The sequence below is a fragment of the Marinobacter lutaoensis genome (genome assembly GCF_001981305.1).
Classification (GTDB): Bacteria; Pseudomonadota; Gammaproteobacteria; order Pseudomonadales; family Oleiphilaceae; genus Marinobacter; species Marinobacter lutaoensis.
This window is the reverse complement of sequence record NZ_MSCW01000010.1, coordinates 21,280-36,585: the sequence shown is the minus strand read 5'-3', so window position 1 is coordinate 36,585 and position 15,306 is coordinate 21,280. Positions and strand designations below refer to the sequence as shown.

16 protein-coding genes are annotated in these 15,306 nt (G+C 64.6%); 9 read left to right on the top strand and 7 right to left on the bottom strand.

Annotation, left to right across the window (positions count from 1 at the left end):
* Positions 1-4: 4 nt before the first annotated feature.
* The 4 genes from rsxC to metG are packed head-to-tail and all read right to left on the bottom strand — an operon-like array spanning position 5 to position 5,041.
* Entirely contained in the window at positions 5-1,807 is a 1,803-nt protein-coding gene (rsxC, locus tag BTO32_RS15785; RefSeq protein ID WP_076725624.1) for an electron transport complex subunit RsxC, read from the bottom strand.
* A complete protein-coding gene (gene rsxB, locus BTO32_RS15780; protein ID WP_076725623.1) occupies positions 1,807-2,385 on the bottom strand; it encodes an electron transport complex subunit RsxB in 579 nt (192 codons plus the stop codon). Before rsxB ends, rsxC begins: the two co-directional genes overlap by 1 nt.
* 16 nt (positions 2,386-2,401) lie before the next feature.
* Complete coding sequence (rsxA, locus tag BTO32_RS15775; protein ID WP_076725622.1) at positions 2,402-2,983, bottom strand: electron transport complex subunit RsxA; 582 nt, start codon at positions 2,981-2,983, stop codon at positions 2,402-2,404.
* 24 nt (positions 2,984-3,007) lie between these two features.
* Positions 3,008-5,041 carry a methionine--tRNA ligase gene (metG, locus tag BTO32_RS15770; RefSeq protein WP_076725621.1) on the bottom strand — a complete coding sequence of 678 codons (2,034 nt, stop codon included), beginning with the start codon at positions 5,039-5,041 and terminating at the stop codon, positions 3,008-3,010.
* A 192-nt stretch (positions 5,042-5,233) separates the two neighbouring features.
* Between metG and apbC the strand changes: the two genes are divergently transcribed.
* The 4 genes from apbC to BTO32_RS15750 all read left to right on the top strand — a co-directional run bounded on the left by apbC (position 5,234) and on the right by BTO32_RS15750 (position 8,911).
* Entirely contained in the window at positions 5,234-6,334 is a 1,101-nt protein-coding gene (apbC, locus tag BTO32_RS15765; protein WP_076725620.1) for an iron-sulfur cluster carrier protein ApbC, read from the top strand.
* An 82-nt stretch (positions 6,335-6,416) separates the two neighbouring features.
* Positions 6,417-6,983, top strand: coding sequence for a dCTP deaminase (gene dcd, locus BTO32_RS15760; protein ID WP_076725619.1), 567 nt, complete (start codon positions 6,417-6,419; stop codon positions 6,981-6,983).
* A complete protein-coding gene (locus tag BTO32_RS15755) occupies positions 6,980-7,582 on the top strand; it encodes a YjaG family protein (RefSeq protein WP_076725618.1) in 603 nt (200 codons plus the stop codon). Before dcd ends, BTO32_RS15755 begins: the two co-directional genes overlap by 4 nt.
* Before the next feature lie 60 nt (positions 7,583-7,642).
* On the top strand, positions 7,643-8,911 hold the full coding sequence (locus BTO32_RS15750; protein ID WP_076725617.1) for a valine--pyruvate transaminase: 1,269 nt from the start codon (positions 7,643-7,645) through the stop codon (positions 8,909-8,911).
* Here the strand turns inward: BTO32_RS15750 and BTO32_RS15745 are convergent.
* The 3 genes from BTO32_RS15745 to purM all read right to left on the bottom strand — a co-directional run bounded on the left by BTO32_RS15745 (position 8,908) and on the right by purM (position 11,438).
* Positions 8,908-9,642 carry a DUF3108 domain-containing protein gene (locus tag BTO32_RS15745; protein ID WP_076725616.1) on the bottom strand — a complete coding sequence of 245 codons (735 nt, stop codon included), beginning with the start codon at positions 9,640-9,642 and terminating at the stop codon, positions 8,908-8,910. The genes BTO32_RS15750 and BTO32_RS15745 overlap by 4 nt on opposite strands.
* A gap of 72 nt (positions 9,643-9,714) precedes the next feature.
* Complete coding sequence (gene purN, locus BTO32_RS15740) at positions 9,715-10,377, bottom strand: phosphoribosylglycinamide formyltransferase (protein ID WP_076725615.1); 663 nt, start codon at positions 10,375-10,377, stop codon at positions 9,715-9,717.
* Positions 10,374-11,438: a phosphoribosylformylglycinamidine cyclo-ligase gene (purM, locus tag BTO32_RS15735; RefSeq protein WP_076725614.1), complete on the bottom strand. Its 1,065-nt coding sequence runs from the start codon at positions 11,436-11,438 to the stop codon at positions 10,374-10,376. The genes purN and purM overlap by 4 nt, the downstream gene beginning before the upstream one ends.
* Positions 11,439-11,568: 130 nt before the next feature.
* Here purM and BTO32_RS15730 point away from each other — a divergent pair, with 130 nt between their 5' ends.
* Genes BTO32_RS15730 through BTO32_RS15710 form a run of 5 tightly spaced genes read left to right on the top strand, consistent with a single transcriptional unit; the run spans position 11,569 to position 15,301 of the window.
* Positions 11,569-12,831 (top strand): DUF2066 domain-containing protein, encoded by a 1,263-nt coding sequence (locus tag BTO32_RS15730; RefSeq protein ID WP_245820365.1) that lies wholly within the window; start codon positions 11,569-11,571, stop codon positions 12,829-12,831.
* A gap of 21 nt (positions 12,832-12,852) precedes the next feature.
* Complete coding sequence (locus tag BTO32_RS15725) at positions 12,853-13,413, top strand: CDP-alcohol phosphatidyltransferase family protein (RefSeq protein ID WP_076725612.1); 561 nt, start codon at positions 12,853-12,855, stop codon at positions 13,411-13,413.
* A complete protein-coding gene (hda, locus tag BTO32_RS15720) occupies positions 13,410-14,108 on the top strand; it encodes a DnaA regulatory inactivator Hda (protein ID WP_076725611.1) in 699 nt (232 codons plus the stop codon). Before BTO32_RS15725 ends, hda begins: the two co-directional genes overlap by 4 nt.
* Positions 14,109-14,157: 49 nt before the next feature.
* Positions 14,158-14,961, top strand: a complete 804-nt coding sequence (locus BTO32_RS15715) for a ParA family protein (RefSeq protein WP_076725610.1) — start codon at positions 14,158-14,160, stop codon at positions 14,959-14,961.
* 4 nt (positions 14,962-14,965) lie between these two features.
* A complete protein-coding gene (locus BTO32_RS15710) occupies positions 14,966-15,301 on the top strand; it encodes a YqcC family protein (protein ID WP_076725609.1) in 336 nt (111 codons plus the stop codon).
* Positions 15,302-15,306: the final 5 nt, after the last annotated feature.

Genomic DNA, 15,306 nt, shown 5'->3' with positions numbered 1-15,306 from the left:
TCGGTTAATGGGTGGTCTGGGACGGATTCTGCAACGACTGTCTGGCGTCGTTTAACGCCTGTTCGGCCCGCTGAACCCGCTCCTGGTTCTTGGCCACGGCCCGTTCCAGTTTATCGACGTTGTCGGCCTGCTTGGCCTTGGCTTCCGCCAGCAGGCCCTGCATGGTGTCCAGCTTGGCCCGGGCCTGGAGCCACTGTTTTTCCAGGGCTTCCAGGTCCGGCGGTTCGGCTGCCGCGGGAGCACCGGTCCGGGCTTTCTTGCGTTCCAGGGCCTGTCGCACCAGGGCGGCCTTGGCGGCCCGCTCGTCCACCTCGCCGGCGTCGTCCCGGGCGGTGGCCTGTTCCGCCTCGGCGCGTTTGCGGGCCTGGGCCTCGGCAGCCGCCTTGGCCCGTTCCCGGCGCTTCTGTTCCTTCTCCTGCTGTTCCCGTTCCAGCCTGGCCTGACGCGCCTCGAAGCGCTCCCGGGCGCGGTCGGCCTTGGCCTGCTCCGCACGCTGCACGCGGATCTCGCCTTTGGCGAAGCGGTAGTACTGGACCAGCGGAATGGCACTGGGGCAGACGTAGGCGCAGGCACCGCATTCGATACAGTCGAACAGGTTGAGGTGTTCTGCCTTGTCGAACTCCTCAGCCCGAGCGTGCCAGAACAACTGCTGCGGCAGCAGTTCCATGGGGCAGACCTCGGCGCACTGGCCGCAGCGGATACACGGTTGCTGGGGCGGCGGTGCCGGCAGCTCAGTGGCGGTGGCGGCAATCACGCAGTTGCTGGTCTTGGTCACCGGCACTTCGGTGTCGGGCAGGGTAAAGCCCATCATCGGCCCCCCCAGCACCAGCCGGCCGACCTGTTCCGGCCGCCAGCCGGCCCGTTCCAGAAGGTAGGACATGGGGGTGCCGATCAAGGCATCGACATTGCCCGGTTCACGCAGAGCGCCCCCGGTCAGGGTCACCACCCGGGAAATCAGGGGTTCGTCGTTGAACACGGCCCGCGCCACGGCCACGGCGGTCCCGATGTTCTGGCACATGACACCGATGTCGGCGGGAATTCCGCCACTGGGCACTTCCAGGCCCGTGAGGATGCGGATCAGCTGCTTTTCTCCGCCGGACGGATACTTGGTGGGAATCACCACCACCTCGGTCTGGGTGCCCTCGCAAGCCTTGCGCATGGCCTCGGCGGCCTCGGGTTTGTTGTCCTCGATGCCGATCACGCAGCGCTCGGGGCGCAGCAGCCAGGCCATGACCTTCAGTCCGGCCACCACGTCGTCCGCCCGCTCCCGCATGGTCATGTCGTCGGCGGTGATGTAGGGCTCACACTCGGCGCCGTTGAGAATCAGGGTATGCACCTTGCGGTCCCTGGGCGGGGACAGCTTGACGTTGGTCGGGAAACCGGCGCCCCCCATACCGGCGATGCCGGCCTCGCGGATGAGACCGAGAACCGTGTCCCGATCCAGCTCCCGGTAGTCACGGACCGGCGAGCGTGGCCGCCACTGGTCTTCGCCGTCGGGGCGCAGGAACACGCAAAGATCGGCCAGACCGGACGGGTGGGGGACCGGGTGCTCGCCGATGGATTCAACGATGCCGGAGGTGGGCGCATGCACGGGAACGCCGAGTCCGGAGCGGACGTCGGCGATTTTCTGACCCTTGAGCACCCGGTCGCCGACCTGGACCACCGGCTCGGCGCGCTGACCAATGTGCTGCTGGAGCGGGATGATCAGGCGTTCCGGGATTCCCGCCGGACGAATCGGGCGGGACGTGGACTGTTGTTTGTTCTCGGGCGGGTGGATTCCGCCGGCGAAATCCCACAGCTGGGTCATCAGGCTCGGACTCCCTGGCGATCGGTCGCGATGAGGTTGGGGCTGGGCGGCGTCCAGGTCCAGGTGCGGATGTCGGGTTCGAGGGTCACCATGTCGATGCAGTCCACGGGACAGGGTTCCACGCACAGATCGCAGCCGGTGCACTCGGATTCGATCACGGTGTGCATGTGCTTGGCGGCGCCGAGGATGGCGTCCACCGGGCAGGCCTGGATGCACTTGGTGCAGCCAATGCATTCGTCTTCCCGGATCACCGCCACGCGCTTGGCCTGTTCGACGCCATGCTCCGCATCCAGCGGCTGGGGTTCCACGTCCAGCAGGTCGGCCAGGGCTTTGATGGTGCTTTCGCCGCCCGGTGGGCACTTGTTGATCGCTTCCCCCCCGGCGATTGCTTCAGCGTAGGGACGGCAGCCAGGGAAACCGCACTGGCCGCACTGGGTCTGCGGCAGCAGCGCGTCGATCTGGTCCACCAGGGGGTTGCCCTCGACCCGGAAGCGTTCCGAGGCGTAGCCGAGGACACCGCCAAATACGATGGCCAGGGCCAACAGCACGACTATGGCAAGCAGGATGCCGGTCCACATAACAACCTATTCTCCGTCAGACAGTGACCAGGCCGGTGAAGCCAAGGAAGGCCAGGGCCATCAGGCCGGCGGTAACCATGCCGATGGCAGCGCCCCGGAAGGCCACGGGGACATCGGCGACGGCGATCCGCTCGCGCATGGCGGCGAACAGCACCAGCACCATGGAGAACCCGATCGCCGCGCCGAAACCGTACAGGACGGACTCGATGAAGTTGTTGCCCTTGTTCAGGTTGAGCAGGGCCACTCCGAGCACGGCGCAGTTGGTGGTGATCAGTGGCAGGAAGATGCCCAGGACCCGGTACAGCAGCGGGCTGGTCTTGCGCACCACCATTTCGGTGAACTGGACCACCACGGCGATCACCAGAATGAAGGTGATGGTCTTCAGGTAAGTCAGCCCCAGGGGCGCCAGCAGGTAGGTGTAGGCGAGGTAGCTGCATACCGATGACAGGGTCAGCACGAAGGTGGTGGCCAGGGACATGCCCATGGCCGTCTCCAGTTTCCCGGATACGCCCATGAACGGGCACAGCCCCAGGAACTGCACCAGAACGAAATTGTTCACCAGGATGGTGCTGACCAGAATCAGCAGGTACTCGGTCATCGGCCTCGCTCTACCTCGCGCTGTTTACATCACCCGCATGCCGGGGGTGGCGCCGGAATCCGGGGACAGAAGGAAAATGTCCTTGCCGCCGGGGCCGGCGGCCAGCACCATGCCCTCGGACAGACCGAACTTCATCTTCCGGGGTTTCAGGTTGGCGACCATTACGGTCAGCCGGCCTTCCAGATCCTCCGGTTTGTAGGCGGACTTGATACCAGCAAACACGTTGCGTTCGCCATGTCCCACGTCAAGGGTGAGGCGAAGAAGTTTGTCCGCACCCTCGACGTGTTCGGCCCGGACGATGCGGGCAACCCGCAGGTCCACCTTGGCGAAGTCGGGGAACTCGATTTCCTCGGCGATCGGTTCCAGATCGGCGGCGGGTTCCCGGGCCGGGGTGGCCGGCGCCGGCTGGGCCTCCCGGGAGGCCTCCAGCATGTTCTCGATCTGGGCCATGTCCACCCGGCTCATCAGCGGTTTGAACGGGTTGATGGTGTGCTCTTCCAGCAGTTGCGCCCGTCCGTTCCAGTCCAGCGGACTGTTCAGGAAGGCTTCGGACGCGGCTGCGGTGTTCGGCAGCACCGGCGCCAGGTAGGTCATGATCAGGCGGAACATGTTGAGGGCGTTGGTGCAGATGGCCTGGAGCCGGTCGTCCTGGCCCTCCTGCTTGGCAACCACCCAGGGCTGTTCGTCGTTGACGTACTGGTTGGCGACATCCGCCAGCTCCATGATCCGGCGCATGGCGCGACCGAATTCCCGGGCTTCGTAGAATTCTTCGATCTGCCGGCCCGCCTCGATGAATTCACGCAGCCGGTCGTGTTCGGTCACCTGGCCCAGCCGACCGTCGAAACGCTTGTTGATGAAGCCGGCGCAGCGGCTGGCGATGTTCACCACCTTGCCCACCAGGTCGCTGTTGACGCGGGCGGCGAAGTCCTCGAGATTGAGGTCCATGTCGTCCACGCTGGCGGTGAGCTTGGCGGCAAAGTAGTAGCGCAGATACTCCGGATCCAGGTGCTCCAGGTAAGTCCGGGCCATGATGAAGGTGCCCCGGGACTTGGACATCTTCTTGCCGTTGACGGTGACGAAGCCGTGCGCCCATACCGCCGTGGGCGTGCGGAAGCCGGCATCGTGCAGCATGGACGGCCAGAACAGGGCGTGGAAGTTGATGATGTCCTTGCCGATGAAGTGGTAGACCTCGGCGGTGGAGTCGGCCTTCCAGAAATGCTCGAAGTCGATGTTTTCCCGGTTACACAGGTTCTTGAAGCTGGCCAGATAACCGATGGGCGCGTCCAGCCAGACGTAGAAATACTTGCCGGGGGCGTCCGGGATCTCGAAACCGAAGTAGGGCGCGTCGCGACTGATGTCCCACTCCTGCAGGCCGGCGTCCAGCCACTCGGCCAGCTTGTTGGCCACCTGCGGCTGAAGGGTGCCGCTGCGGGTCCACTTCGCCAGGAAGTCCTGGAAGTCCGGCAGCTTGAAGAAATAGTGCTCGGATTCCTTTTTCACCGGGGTGGCGCCGGATACGGCGGAACGGGGGTTGATCAGCTCCGCCGGGGTGTAGGTGGCGCCGCAAACCTCGCAGTTGTCACCGTACTGGTCTTCCGCCTTGCACTTGGGACAGGTCCCCTTGATGAAACGATCGGCCAGAAACATTTCTTTTTCCGGATCGAAGAACTGGGTGATCCTGCGGGTGGCGATGCGCCCGTTTTCCTGCAGCTGGCGGTAAATGTACTCCGAAAGCTGGCGGTTCTCCTCGGAGTGGGTGGAGTAATAGTTGTCGAACCGAATGTGGAAACCGGCAAAGTCGTCCTGGTGTTCCTGGCGGATCCGGTCGATCAGCTGTTCCGGGGTGATCCCCTCGCGCTCGGCACGCAGCATGATGGCGGTGCCGTGGGCATCGTCGGCGCAAACGTAGTAGCAGTTTTCGCCACGCATCTTCTGGTACCGCACCCAGATATCGGTCTGGATGTACTCCAGCAGGTGACCCAGGTGGATCGGGCCGTTGGCGTAGGGCAGGGCGCTGGTGACCAGAATGTCGCGCTGTGGCTTGCTCGCTTGCGTCATGGTGATGTCCGAACCTTCTGTCGATAGGGCTTGGGAAAACGAAACTACGGAGCCGGAACCGGGGACCTGGATTGACAGACGCAGGTGGCGGCCCCATATGGTCAGAAACGGGCACAGATGATACCTTCCAACCAGCAATTTTTCACCTGAAACGCCTGTTTCCGTGTTTATGAGCTTATTCCGGAGAGCATGATGACCCAGATTTCCCAGCCGGCGCTGGAAGCCGCCGTCCGAGAATACCGAGACCCGTACCTGGGCAAGGATCTGTTCGAGCTTGGCGCCGTCAAATCCCTGGTCGCCGACGCCGCCGGCCAGGTCACGCTGTCCGTGGAGCTGCCTTATCCGTCCCAGGGCATTGCCGGCGCCCTTCGGCAGATCGTGAGCCACGCCCTGGAGGACGTGGCCGGGGTGACCGGCGTCGAGGTCCAGGTCGGCCAGCGGATCTTTGCGGCCAAGGTGGCCAAGGCGCTGCCCTCGGTGCCGGGCGTGAAGAACATCATTGCCGTGGCGTCCGGCAAGGGCGGCGTCGGCAAGTCCACCACCGCGGTCAACCTGGCGCTGGCGCTGCAGGCCGAAGGCGCGCGGGTCGGCATCCTGGATGCCGACATCCACGGCCCGAGCATTGGCATGATGCTGGGCGTGCCCGAGGGCAAGCGTCCGGACACCCGGGAGAACAAGTATTTCGTACCGATGCGGGCACATGGGCTGCAAGCCAACTCGATGGCGTTCGTGGTGACCGAGAAAACACCCATGATCTGGCGCGGCCCGATGGTCAGCGGCGCCGTGCTGCAACTGCTGCAGCAGACCCTGTGGGACGAGCTCGACTACCTGGTGGTGGACCTGCCGCCGGGCACCGGCGACATCCAGTTGACCCTGGCTCAGAAAGTGCCGGTCACCGGGGCGGTGATTGTCACCACGCCCCAGGACATCGCCCTGCTGGATGCCAAAAAAGGCATCGAAATGTTCCGTAAAGTGGACATTCCGGTGCTCGGCGTGGTGGAAAACATGAGCGTGCACATCTGTAGCCAGTGCGGTCACGAGGAACCGCTGTTCGGCCATGGCGGGGGCGAGCGGATCGCCGAGGAGTACCAGACCGAACTGCTGGGACAGCTGCCCTTGCATCTGACCATCCGGGAACAGACCGATAGCGGTACGCCCTCGGTGGTGGCCGAGCCCGATTCCGAGGTGGCCCGTCGTTATCGGGACATCGCCCGCCGCATGGGGGCGATCCTGTCCACCCGCGAACGTAACCTGTCCGGTTCCATCGCCAGCGTGTCGGTGACCGGCCACTGAACGCCGCCGCCCGGGCTTCGACAGCCCGGGCGGTAACGGGTAAACTACGCACCAATTTTTCTGTGGTTACGAGACTTCATCGATGAGCATCAAATCCGACAAGTGGATTCGCCGCATGTCCGAGCAGTACGACATGATCGAGCCGTTCGAGGCCGGACAGGTCCGTGAGACCGAGAAGGGCCGGGTCATTTCCTACGGCACTTCCAGCTACGGTTACGACGTTCGTTGCAGCAACGAGTTCAAGATCTTCACCAACGTGCACAGCGCCACCGTCGACCCGAAAAATTTCGACGAGAACAGCTTTGTCGACTTCGTGGGAGATGTCTGCATCATCCCGCCCAACTCCTTCGCCCTGGCTCGGACCGTGGAATACTTCCGCATTCCGCGCAACGTGCTGACCATCTGCCTGGGCAAAAGCACCTACGCCCGCTGCGGCATCATCGTCAACGTCACGCCGCTGGAGCCGGAGTGGGAGGGGCAGGTGACCCTGGAATTTTCCAACACCACCAACCTGCCGGCCAAAATCTACGCCAACGAGGGCGTGGCGCAGATGCTGTTCTTTGAATCCGATGAAGTCTGCGAGACCAGCTACAAGGACCGGGGGGGCAAGTACCTGGGTCAGACCGGCGTGACCCTGCCGCGGACATGAACGCCAACCAGTTCCTGAAAGCCGTTGCCCAGCTGCATGGATGGCGGGAGTATGCCTTCCTGCTCGCCCTCGCGGAACGGGCGTTTCCGAATTACGCGTTGTTTGCCGACGCGGTTGGCCTGAAAACCGCCGCCAAGATGCGCCAGTTGCTGGACCTGTCCTGGGCACTGTTGCAGAAACGGGGCGGCGCGGAGGCGGCTCTGCCGCAGATGCTGGCGAAGCTGGAAAATCTGTCGCCGAACGTGGAAGCCTACGACGCCTACGGCGTATATCCAGCGTTCGATTTCTGCCAGCTGCTGGAACAGGCGCTGCTGTGCCGGCTCAATCCCGAGCGTCACCGGGCCACGGAAGCCTCCCGCCTGGCCACCGCCACGATCATGCAGTTTGTCGAAGTCTCGGACGGCGAGGATCTGGACGAAGACGAACTGGTCCGGCTGCTGGATCACCACCCCCTGATGAAGGAGGACAAGCGGTTCCAGCGGGAACTGGTCTTGTCTCTGCGGCGCCAGCGCGTGCCCGATGAAGACTTCGTGGCGGCCCTGCGGGCCGAAGCGGCGAACGACGGCGTCAGTAACCTGGGCATCGCCCTGGACGCCTGATCCGGCGCTCGCCCGGCCCGTGCCGGATTCCGTTACCCCGTTGTTGAAGGGAAGAATGTCATGAAACTCTCTGCCTTTGGCCGTAAATTCACCGCCGATGCCGGCATCACGTCGCTGATGGACGATCTGGGCAACGCCATGGCCTCCGGCGATGACCTGATCATGATGGGCGGCGGTAATCCGGGTCACATCCCGGAAGTGCACCAGCGGGTACGGGAGATCCTGGCGGACATCGGTGGCAGCGACGAGGGGCTGCGGCGCCTGGTGGGGATCTACGACCCGCCCCAGGGCGAGAAACAGTTCATTGCCGCCCTGGCGGCCATGCTGAACCGGGAATACGGCTGGGGCCTGACACCGGACAACATCGCCCTCACCAACGGCAGCCAGGCGGCCTTCTTCATGCTGTTCAACATGTTCGGCGGCGATTACGGCAACGGCCAGCGCAAGCACATCCTGCTGCCGCTGGCGCCCGAGTACATCGGTTACGCCGACACGGGGATCGAGCCGGACCTGTTCCGGGCGGTGCAGCCCGAGATTTCCTTCACCGACGCCCACGAGTTCAAGTACCGGGTGGACTTCGATGCGGTCGAGGTGACCGGCGAGACCGGTGCCATTTGCGTGTCCCGGCCGACCAATCCAACCGGTAACGTGGTGACCGACGACGAACTGGCCCGGCTGGCAACGCTGGCCAGGGAGCATGACATTCCGCTGATCGTCGATGGGGCCTACGGCACGCCGTTCCCGAACCTGCTGTTCGTGGATGCCCGCCCCAGTTGGGACGAGCAGATGATTTTGTGCCTCAGTCTGTCCAAGCTGGGTCTGCCCGCCGTTCGTACCGGTATCGTCATCGCCTCGGCGCCGGTGATCCGGGCATTGTCGGGCATCAACGCGATCATGAACCTGGCGACCGGGAGTTTCGGTGCGATGCTGGCGGAGCCGCTGGTGCGGTCCGGCGAGATCCTTTCCCTCAGCCGCAACGTGGTGTGCCCGTTCTACCAGGCCAAGATGCAGCGGGCGGTGGCGGTGTTCCATGACGCCATGGCCGATGCCGATTGCCGCTGGTACATCCACAAGCCGGAAGGGGCCATGTTCCTGTGGCTGTGGTTCCCCGGGCTGCCCATCTCCAGCCTGGAACTGTACCAACGGCTCAAAGCCCGGGGCGTGTTGGTGGTGTCCGGGCACTATTTCTTCCCGGGGTTGCCGGAAGACGGCTGGCGGCACCGCCACGAGTGCCTACGGGTAACCTACTCCCAGGACGACGAGCGGGTGGCCGAGGGGTTGCGGGTGATTGCGGACGAGGTCAAGGCAGTCTGGGCCGAGGCCCGTTAGTCACCCAGTTCGGCCTCGCTCAGGGTCAGTTCGTAGCGGCTGCCGTCCGGCTCCACCTGCAGCAGTCGCACCAGAAGAAAGGCCTGGTCCGGATCGAACCACAGGTAGGTCCGCCGCTTGGCGTCCGGGCTGCGTACCTTCTCGGCTTTCAGCAGGTGCCGATCGCCGTCCTCGCCCACGACGGCGAACACATCCTCGTCATAGTCGCCGCCGTCGATCACCTGATAGCGCATGTCGCGCCGGCCCGCACGGATGTCCTGGCGCAGTTGCAGCTGATAGCCCAGGGGGTCCAGGGCCCCCTCCCGCAGCGGCAGTTCGAAGGATTTGCCCCGGTACTGACCGGTGGCGACGCCGGCATCCCAGTCGAAGTCGATGGCCTGTTCCCGGTCTTTCACCAGCATTCCGGACAGCCGGTAGCGATAGCGTAGGGGAACGACCCGGCCGTTGTCCCATCTCAGCACCAGCGATTCGTTGATGTTCGCGATGAAGGAGTTAACCTCCGTTCGGTAGAGCCACACGCCGTTGCCCTGGGGAGTGAGGGAGCGACGGGCGTCACCGTTCAGGGCCAGCCCCTTGTCGAGTTTGGCGGTATAGCTGGCCCGGAACGGTGTCGGCGGTTCCGGCGATTGTGCCCGGGACAGCGCCGGCAGCAACAGCAGACTGCCCAGCAGCAGGCACCAGAAGCCAAGGTGGTGCGGGGTGCGGGCGGTAGGGCGGGTGAGGTGTGGCATGGCGGGGCCCCTGAACGGTCACGATAGGCCCCAGTGTAGCCAAGGCGGGGCCTATCGTGGATGACAATCCGTTCAGTCGTCCGTCAGGCGCAGCGGCGCCTTCAGCAGTTCGCCGTCGAACAGGATGTAGTCACTGCCAAGCTGGATACGGCCCTCGCAGAACCAGCGCACAACGATGGGGTAGAGGATGTGCTCTTTCGCCTTGACCTTTTCGGCCAGGGATTCCGGGGTGTCCTCCAGCGACACCTTCACTTCCGCCTGGGCGATGACCGGGCCGCCATCCAGCTCCTCGGTCACGAAATGAACCGAGGTGCCATGGACCGGGTCGCCAGCCTCCAGGGCGCGCTGATGGGTGTTCAGGCCGGTGTACTTGGGCAGCAGCGACGGGTGGATGTTGAGCAGAATGCCCCGGAACGCCCGAACGAAATCGTCGGTGAGAATGCGCATGAAGCCGGCCAGCAGCAAAACGTCCGGGTTGTAGCGGCGGATCTCGGCCATCAGGGCGGCATCGAAAGCTTCCCGGGAGTCGTACTGGGTGTGGTCGACCACGAAGGTTTCGATGTTGGCCTGGGCCGCCCGCTCCAGGGCGAAGGCCTTGGGCCGGTTGCTGCCAACGGCTACGATCCGGCCCGGGAAGTCTCGTTCCCGGGTGGCGTCGATCAGTGCCTGGACGTTGGTGCCGCTGCCGGAGGCGAGCACCAGGATGCGGGGCAGGGGCGCTTTCTCGGCTTTCATGCGGCGAGAATCCCCGGCGCGTAACGGACCACGGGGTCGGCCTCGGGCCGGTCGGCGCTTTCGATGACGCCAACCTGCCAGGCGTGCTCACCCATTGCCCGGAGCGTGTCCAGGGCCAGCTCCTTCTGATTCGCGGGCACGCAGACGATCATGCCGATACCGCAGTTGAAGGTGCGATACATTTCCTCCATGGCGACACCGCCGGCATCCCGGAGCCACTGGAACACCGGCGGCAGCTCCCAGCTGGCGGTGTCGATCGCCGCCACCGTACCCTGGGGCAGAACCCGGGGAATGTTTTCGGGCAGGCCGCCGCCGGTAATGTGGGCCAGGGCCCGGACATCCACCTCGCGGATCAACTGGAGCAGGTTCTTGACGTAAATGCGGGTCGGCGCCATCAGGGCGTCGGCCAGGGTGGTGTCGCCGAGGGGCTGATCCAGGTCCGCGCCGCTGACGTCCAGAATCTTGCGAATCAGGGAGTAGCCGTTGGAGTGGGGGCCGGAGGAGCCCAGGGCCAGCAGGGTGTCGCCCGCCTGGACCCGGCTGCCGTCAATGATCCGGCTGCGCTCGGCCACGCCCACGCAGAAGCCTGCCAGGTCGTAGTCCTCACCTTCGTACATGCCTGGCATTTCGGCGGTTTCGCCTCCCACCAGGGCGCACCCGGCCTGTTCGCAGCCCTCACCGATCCCGGCGACCACCTGGGCCGCCACGTCCACGTTCAGCTTGCCGGTGGCGTAGTAGTCCAGGAAAAACAGCGGCTCGGCGCCACCAACCACCAGATCGTTCACGCACATGGCCACCAGGTCGATGCCAATGCTGTCGTGCTTGCCCAGCTGCATGGCCAGTCGCAGCTTGGTTCCCACGCCGTCGGTTCCGGACACCAAGACCGGTTCCTGGTAGCCCGCGGGAATCGACACCATGGCGCCGAAGCCTCCGAGCCCCCCGAGGACTTCCGGGCGGCGGGTGCGGGCGGCGGTATCCTTGATGCGGTTGACGAGTTCGTTGCCAGCATCAATGTCGACGCCAGCGTCGCGGTAGGTCAGAGAGGGCTTCTGTTCGCTCATGGTGTTGGTAACCGTTGGCCAGTGGGACAGGGCGCGGATTTTAACAGCTACTCACGGTATAGGCCATGGTGTATCCTATGCGCCATCCATGCGAACACCAGGGTGATTCATGCCAGTATCAGGACACAACGTGGCGCGGGTAATACAGGCTGCCGTCCGGGCGGCCGTTTTGTTGTTGGCGATGGCGTTTTTCCCGACGGCCGTGCAGGCGGTGACCGTTTCCGGGCTCTACTCGGTGGAGGTGCCGGTGGCCGGTTCTTCTCCCGCCGAGCTCCAGGATGGGTACGTCGAGGGGCTGCGCCGGGTGCTGGTGCGGATTTCCGGCAGCACCGACGTGCTGGCGCGGGAGGGCGTACAGGAAGTGCTGGGCAAGGCCGAGTCCCTGTTGCAGGCCTATCAGTTCCTGCGCGGCGAGGATGGGCAGAACCGGTTGCAGATGACCTTCGGGGCGGTGGCGGTGAATCAGGCGCTGGCTTCGATCGAGGCGCCGGTGTGGGGGGCCAACCGTCCCCTGACGCTGGTCTGGGCCGCGGTGGAGGATCGCGGCGCGCGCCGGCTGCTGACCCAGGCCCGGGTCGGCGAGGACGCGGCGGACGATTGGCGGACCGAACTGAACCGGGTGGCCCGTGATCGTGGCCTACCCATTGCGCTTCCTCCGGCCTCGTTCCAGGGGGACCGGCGCCTGCTGTCAGAAATCTGGGGCCAGTTCACCGACCGGGTGCGGAGCGCGGCCTCGGACCTTCCCCATGATGCCATGGCCTTGGTCCGGATCGGCCGGGACGGTGACCAGTGGCGTGCCGGCTGGGTCTTTGACGGCATGGGGCTGGGCGGCGGCGAGGAAGCGGTGACGGCTGCCTCCCCCGAGGCCCTGGTGCAGGCCCTGGTCGATCGCTGGGCAGACCGCTTTGCCCGCCGTTACGCGGTGGCGGCCGGCGATGTGGGGGCCTTGCCCCAGGTCGAGATCGTGCTTCAGGGCATCACCGGTCTGGTGGATTACGCCGAAGCCAGTCGTGTGCTGGAGGGGCTCACGCCGGTTCGGTCGGTGGGGGCCGCCCGGGTCCGGGGTGACCAGCTGACCCTGCGGGCAACGTTCACCGGAGAGTTGGCGCAGCTCAAGGAGTACATCGCCCTCGATCCCAGGTTTGTGCCGGTGACCGGCGAGCCTGTTGCCCTGCCGGCGGCACCGGATGCGGCGTCTGAAACCTCGCCGGCGGTGGCTGGGCCAGTGTCCGAAGGCGCCACCGGCTCCACGGGTGACGTGGAGGCGTTCGGGTACCAGGCCCTGCCCGCCGGAGATGCCGAAGATGCGGAGCAGGCCTTCGAGTCGCTGTATCAGGTGTTGTATTACCGCTGGCAGACAGCTCCGAAAACCGACGATGACCAGGATGCGTGACGCCACAGCGGAGGGGAGCCCGTGACATCGCGACGCTGGCGCTGGATTCCCAACGCCCTGACGTTCCTGCGAATTTTCCTGATTATTCCCTTCGCGGCGGCGCTGTGGCTCGAACAATACCGCCCGGCGCTGGGTATTTTCTTTATCGCCGCTGCCACCGATGCCTGCGACGGTTACCTGGCGCGCCAGTTCAACTGGCGCTCCCGTCTGGGGGCGGTGGCGGATCCGCTGGCGGACAAGGCCCTTCTGATCACCTCCTATCTGATGCTGACACTGACGTCGGTACTGCCGGTGTGGCTGTTTCTGCTCGTGCTCGGGCGTGACCTGCTGATTGTGGGCGGTGCCTTGGCCTACCATTACGGCATCGGTCGCTTCGAGATGCAGCCGAGCATTCCCGGTAAACTCAACACCTTCATCCAGATACTGGTGGTCCTGGCCATCATCACCTTGCAGGCCGGGCTGCCGATGCAGCCCTGGGTCCTGGATGTGGGCATCGTCCTGGTCGCGGTATCGGCCGTGGTCAGTGGTGGTCACTACGTGGTGGTCTGGGGCATGAAAGCCTGGAGGGCAAAGGGATCATGACCACCTCCCAACTGGTGCTGGGCGTCAAGCTGCGAGACGATGCCCGCTTCGACAACTTCCACGGACATCGCAATCAAGATGTTGCCCGGCGCCTGCGCGCTGTCTGCGATCAGCCCCTGGGCGTGCCGGTGGTGGCCGTCTGCGGCGCGTCCGATACCGGCAAGAGCCATCTGCTGCAGGCCGCCTGCCACCACATGGAGGGGCAGGGCCGGTCCGCTGTTTGCTTCAGCATCGCCGAGGTGCAGCCCTTCGGCCCTGGTGTCCTGGCCGGTCTGGAGAGCCAGAACCTGGTGTGCCTGGATGATCTGGACCGGGTGGCCGGTGACACGGCCTGGGAAGAGGCCGTGTTCCATCTGTACAACCGGGTTCAGGACGCGGGCCATCTGCTGATGGTCAGTCTCGCCAACGTGCCGGCGTCGGCGGGGTTCCGGCTGCCGGATCTGGTGTCCCGGCTGAGCCATGGTCTGACGCTGCAACTGGGCATTTACCGGGACAGCGACCGGCAGACCATTCTGCAGGCGAGGGCGGAGCAGCGGGGGCTGGTTATGGGGGACGACGTTGCGTCCTTTATCATGCGCCGGGCGCCCCGCCGGCTGGGAGATCTGCTTGCCATGCTGGACGTGCTGGATGAGAATTCCCTGCAGGCTCAGCGGCGGCTGACGATCCCGTTCGTCAAGACGGTCATGGGATGGTGACGCCGGCTGTGGTACAACCACGGGATCGGTCATCAAGGGGAGAGGCGGTATGAGACGGGTTGTCTTCAACCAGAAGGGAGGCGTGGGCAAATCCAGTATTGCCTGCAACCTGGCGGCGATCAGCGCCGCGCGAGGCCAGCGTACCCTGGTCCTGGACCTGGATCCCCAGGGTAATTCCACCCACTACCTGTTGGGGCGGCCGGCCTCGGAGCTGAAGGACACGGTGGCCGACCTGCTGGAGCAAACGGTGTCCTTCAGCGTGTTCAATCGTCGCCCGGACGAATTTGTGCACGCTTCGCCGTTCGACAACCTGTTTGTTATGCCGTCCAGCCCGGAGCTGGATTTCCTCGAGCGCAAGCTGGAGGCCAAGCATAAGATCTACAAGCTTCGGGAAGCCCTGAAAAAACTCAGCGACAGTTTTGACGAAATCTACATCGATACGGCGCCGGCGCTTAATTTTTATACCCGTTCCGCCCTGATCGCCGCGCAGCGCTGCCTGATTCCGTTCGACTGTGATGACTTCTCCCGCCAGGCCCTGTACAGCATTCTGGGTGAAATCCGCGAGCTGCAGGAGGATCACAACGACGAACTGGTGGTCGAGGGCATCATCGCCAACCAGTTTCAGCCGCGGGCCAGTCTGCCCCGGCAGCTGGTGCAGGAGTTGACCGATGAGGGGTTGCCGGTGCTGCCGGTGCGTCTCTCCAGCTCGGTGAAGATGAAGGAATCGCACCAGAACCGAAAACCCCTGATTCATCTGGCTCCCAATCATCCCCTGACCCGCCAGTACGAAGACCTGTTCCGGGTGCTGCATGGTGAGCCGGTGGCGCTGGAACCCTTGAACGACCGGGTGTGATGGAATGACCGAGTCCGATTCGCGCGTGGCCCGGGTGGCCGACAGCCTGCTGAGAATTGAAATTGAACTGCGTCGGCTGGGGGCCTGGGAAAGCGAACCGCCGCCAGCGGAAGCGTTCCGGAGCGATAAGCCGTTCTGCCTGGACACCATGGCCTTCACCCAGTGGCTGCAGTTCGTGTTCGTCGATCGCATGAAGGTGCTGATCGAGGGCGGTCACCGGTTGCCCGAGGTGTCCGGCATCGCGCCGATGGCGGAGGAACACTTCCGTGGCCGCCCGGAGTCGGGGCGCGCTCTGATCCGGGAGCTGGAAGTTATGGACCGATTGCTGAGCGGCTCCTGACGCGA

Bases quoted from the DNA above. Each gene is read 5' to 3' on its own strand.
- rsxC (WP_076725624.1), bottom strand. From the start codon at position 1,807: ATGACCCAGCTGTGGGATTTCGCCGGCGGAATCCACCCGCCCGAGAAC.
- rsxB (WP_076725623.1), bottom strand. From the start codon at position 2,385: ATGTGGACCGGCATCCTGCTTGCCATAGTCGTGCTGTTGGCCCTGGCC.
- rsxA (WP_076725622.1), bottom strand. From the start codon at position 2,983: ATGACCGAGTACCTGCTGATTCTGGTCAGCACCATCCTGGTGAACAAT.
- metG (WP_076725621.1), bottom strand. From the start codon at position 5,041: ATGACGCAAGCGAGCAAGCCACAGCGCGACATTCTGGTCACCAGCGCC.
- apbC (WP_076725620.1), top strand. From the start codon at position 5,234: ATGACCCAGATTTCCCAGCCGGCGCTGGAAGCCGCCGTCCGAGAATAC.
- dcd (WP_076725619.1), top strand. From the start codon at position 6,417: ATGAGCATCAAATCCGACAAGTGGATTCGCCGCATGTCCGAGCAGTAC.
- BTO32_RS15755 (WP_076725618.1), top strand. From the start codon at position 6,980: ATGAACGCCAACCAGTTCCTGAAAGCCGTTGCCCAGCTGCATGGATGG.
- BTO32_RS15750 (WP_076725617.1), top strand. From the start codon at position 7,643: ATGAAACTCTCTGCCTTTGGCCGTAAATTCACCGCCGATGCCGGCATC.
- BTO32_RS15745 (WP_076725616.1), bottom strand. From the start codon at position 9,642: ATGCCACACCTCACCCGCCCTACCGCCCGCACCCCGCACCACCTTGGC.
- purN (WP_076725615.1), bottom strand. From the start codon at position 10,377: ATGAAAGCCGAGAAAGCGCCCCTGCCCCGCATCCTGGTGCTCGCCTCC.
- purM (WP_076725614.1), bottom strand. From the start codon at position 11,438: ATGAGCGAACAGAAGCCCTCTCTGACCTACCGCGACGCTGGCGTCGAC.
- hda (WP_076725611.1), top strand. From the start codon at position 13,410: ATGACCACCTCCCAACTGGTGCTGGGCGTCAAGCTGCGAGACGATGCC.
- BTO32_RS15715 (WP_076725610.1), top strand. From the start codon at position 14,158: ATGAGACGGGTTGTCTTCAACCAGAAGGGAGGCGTGGGCAAATCCAGT.
- BTO32_RS15710 (WP_076725609.1), top strand. From the start codon at position 14,966: ATGACCGAGTCCGATTCGCGCGTGGCCCGGGTGGCCGACAGCCTGCTG.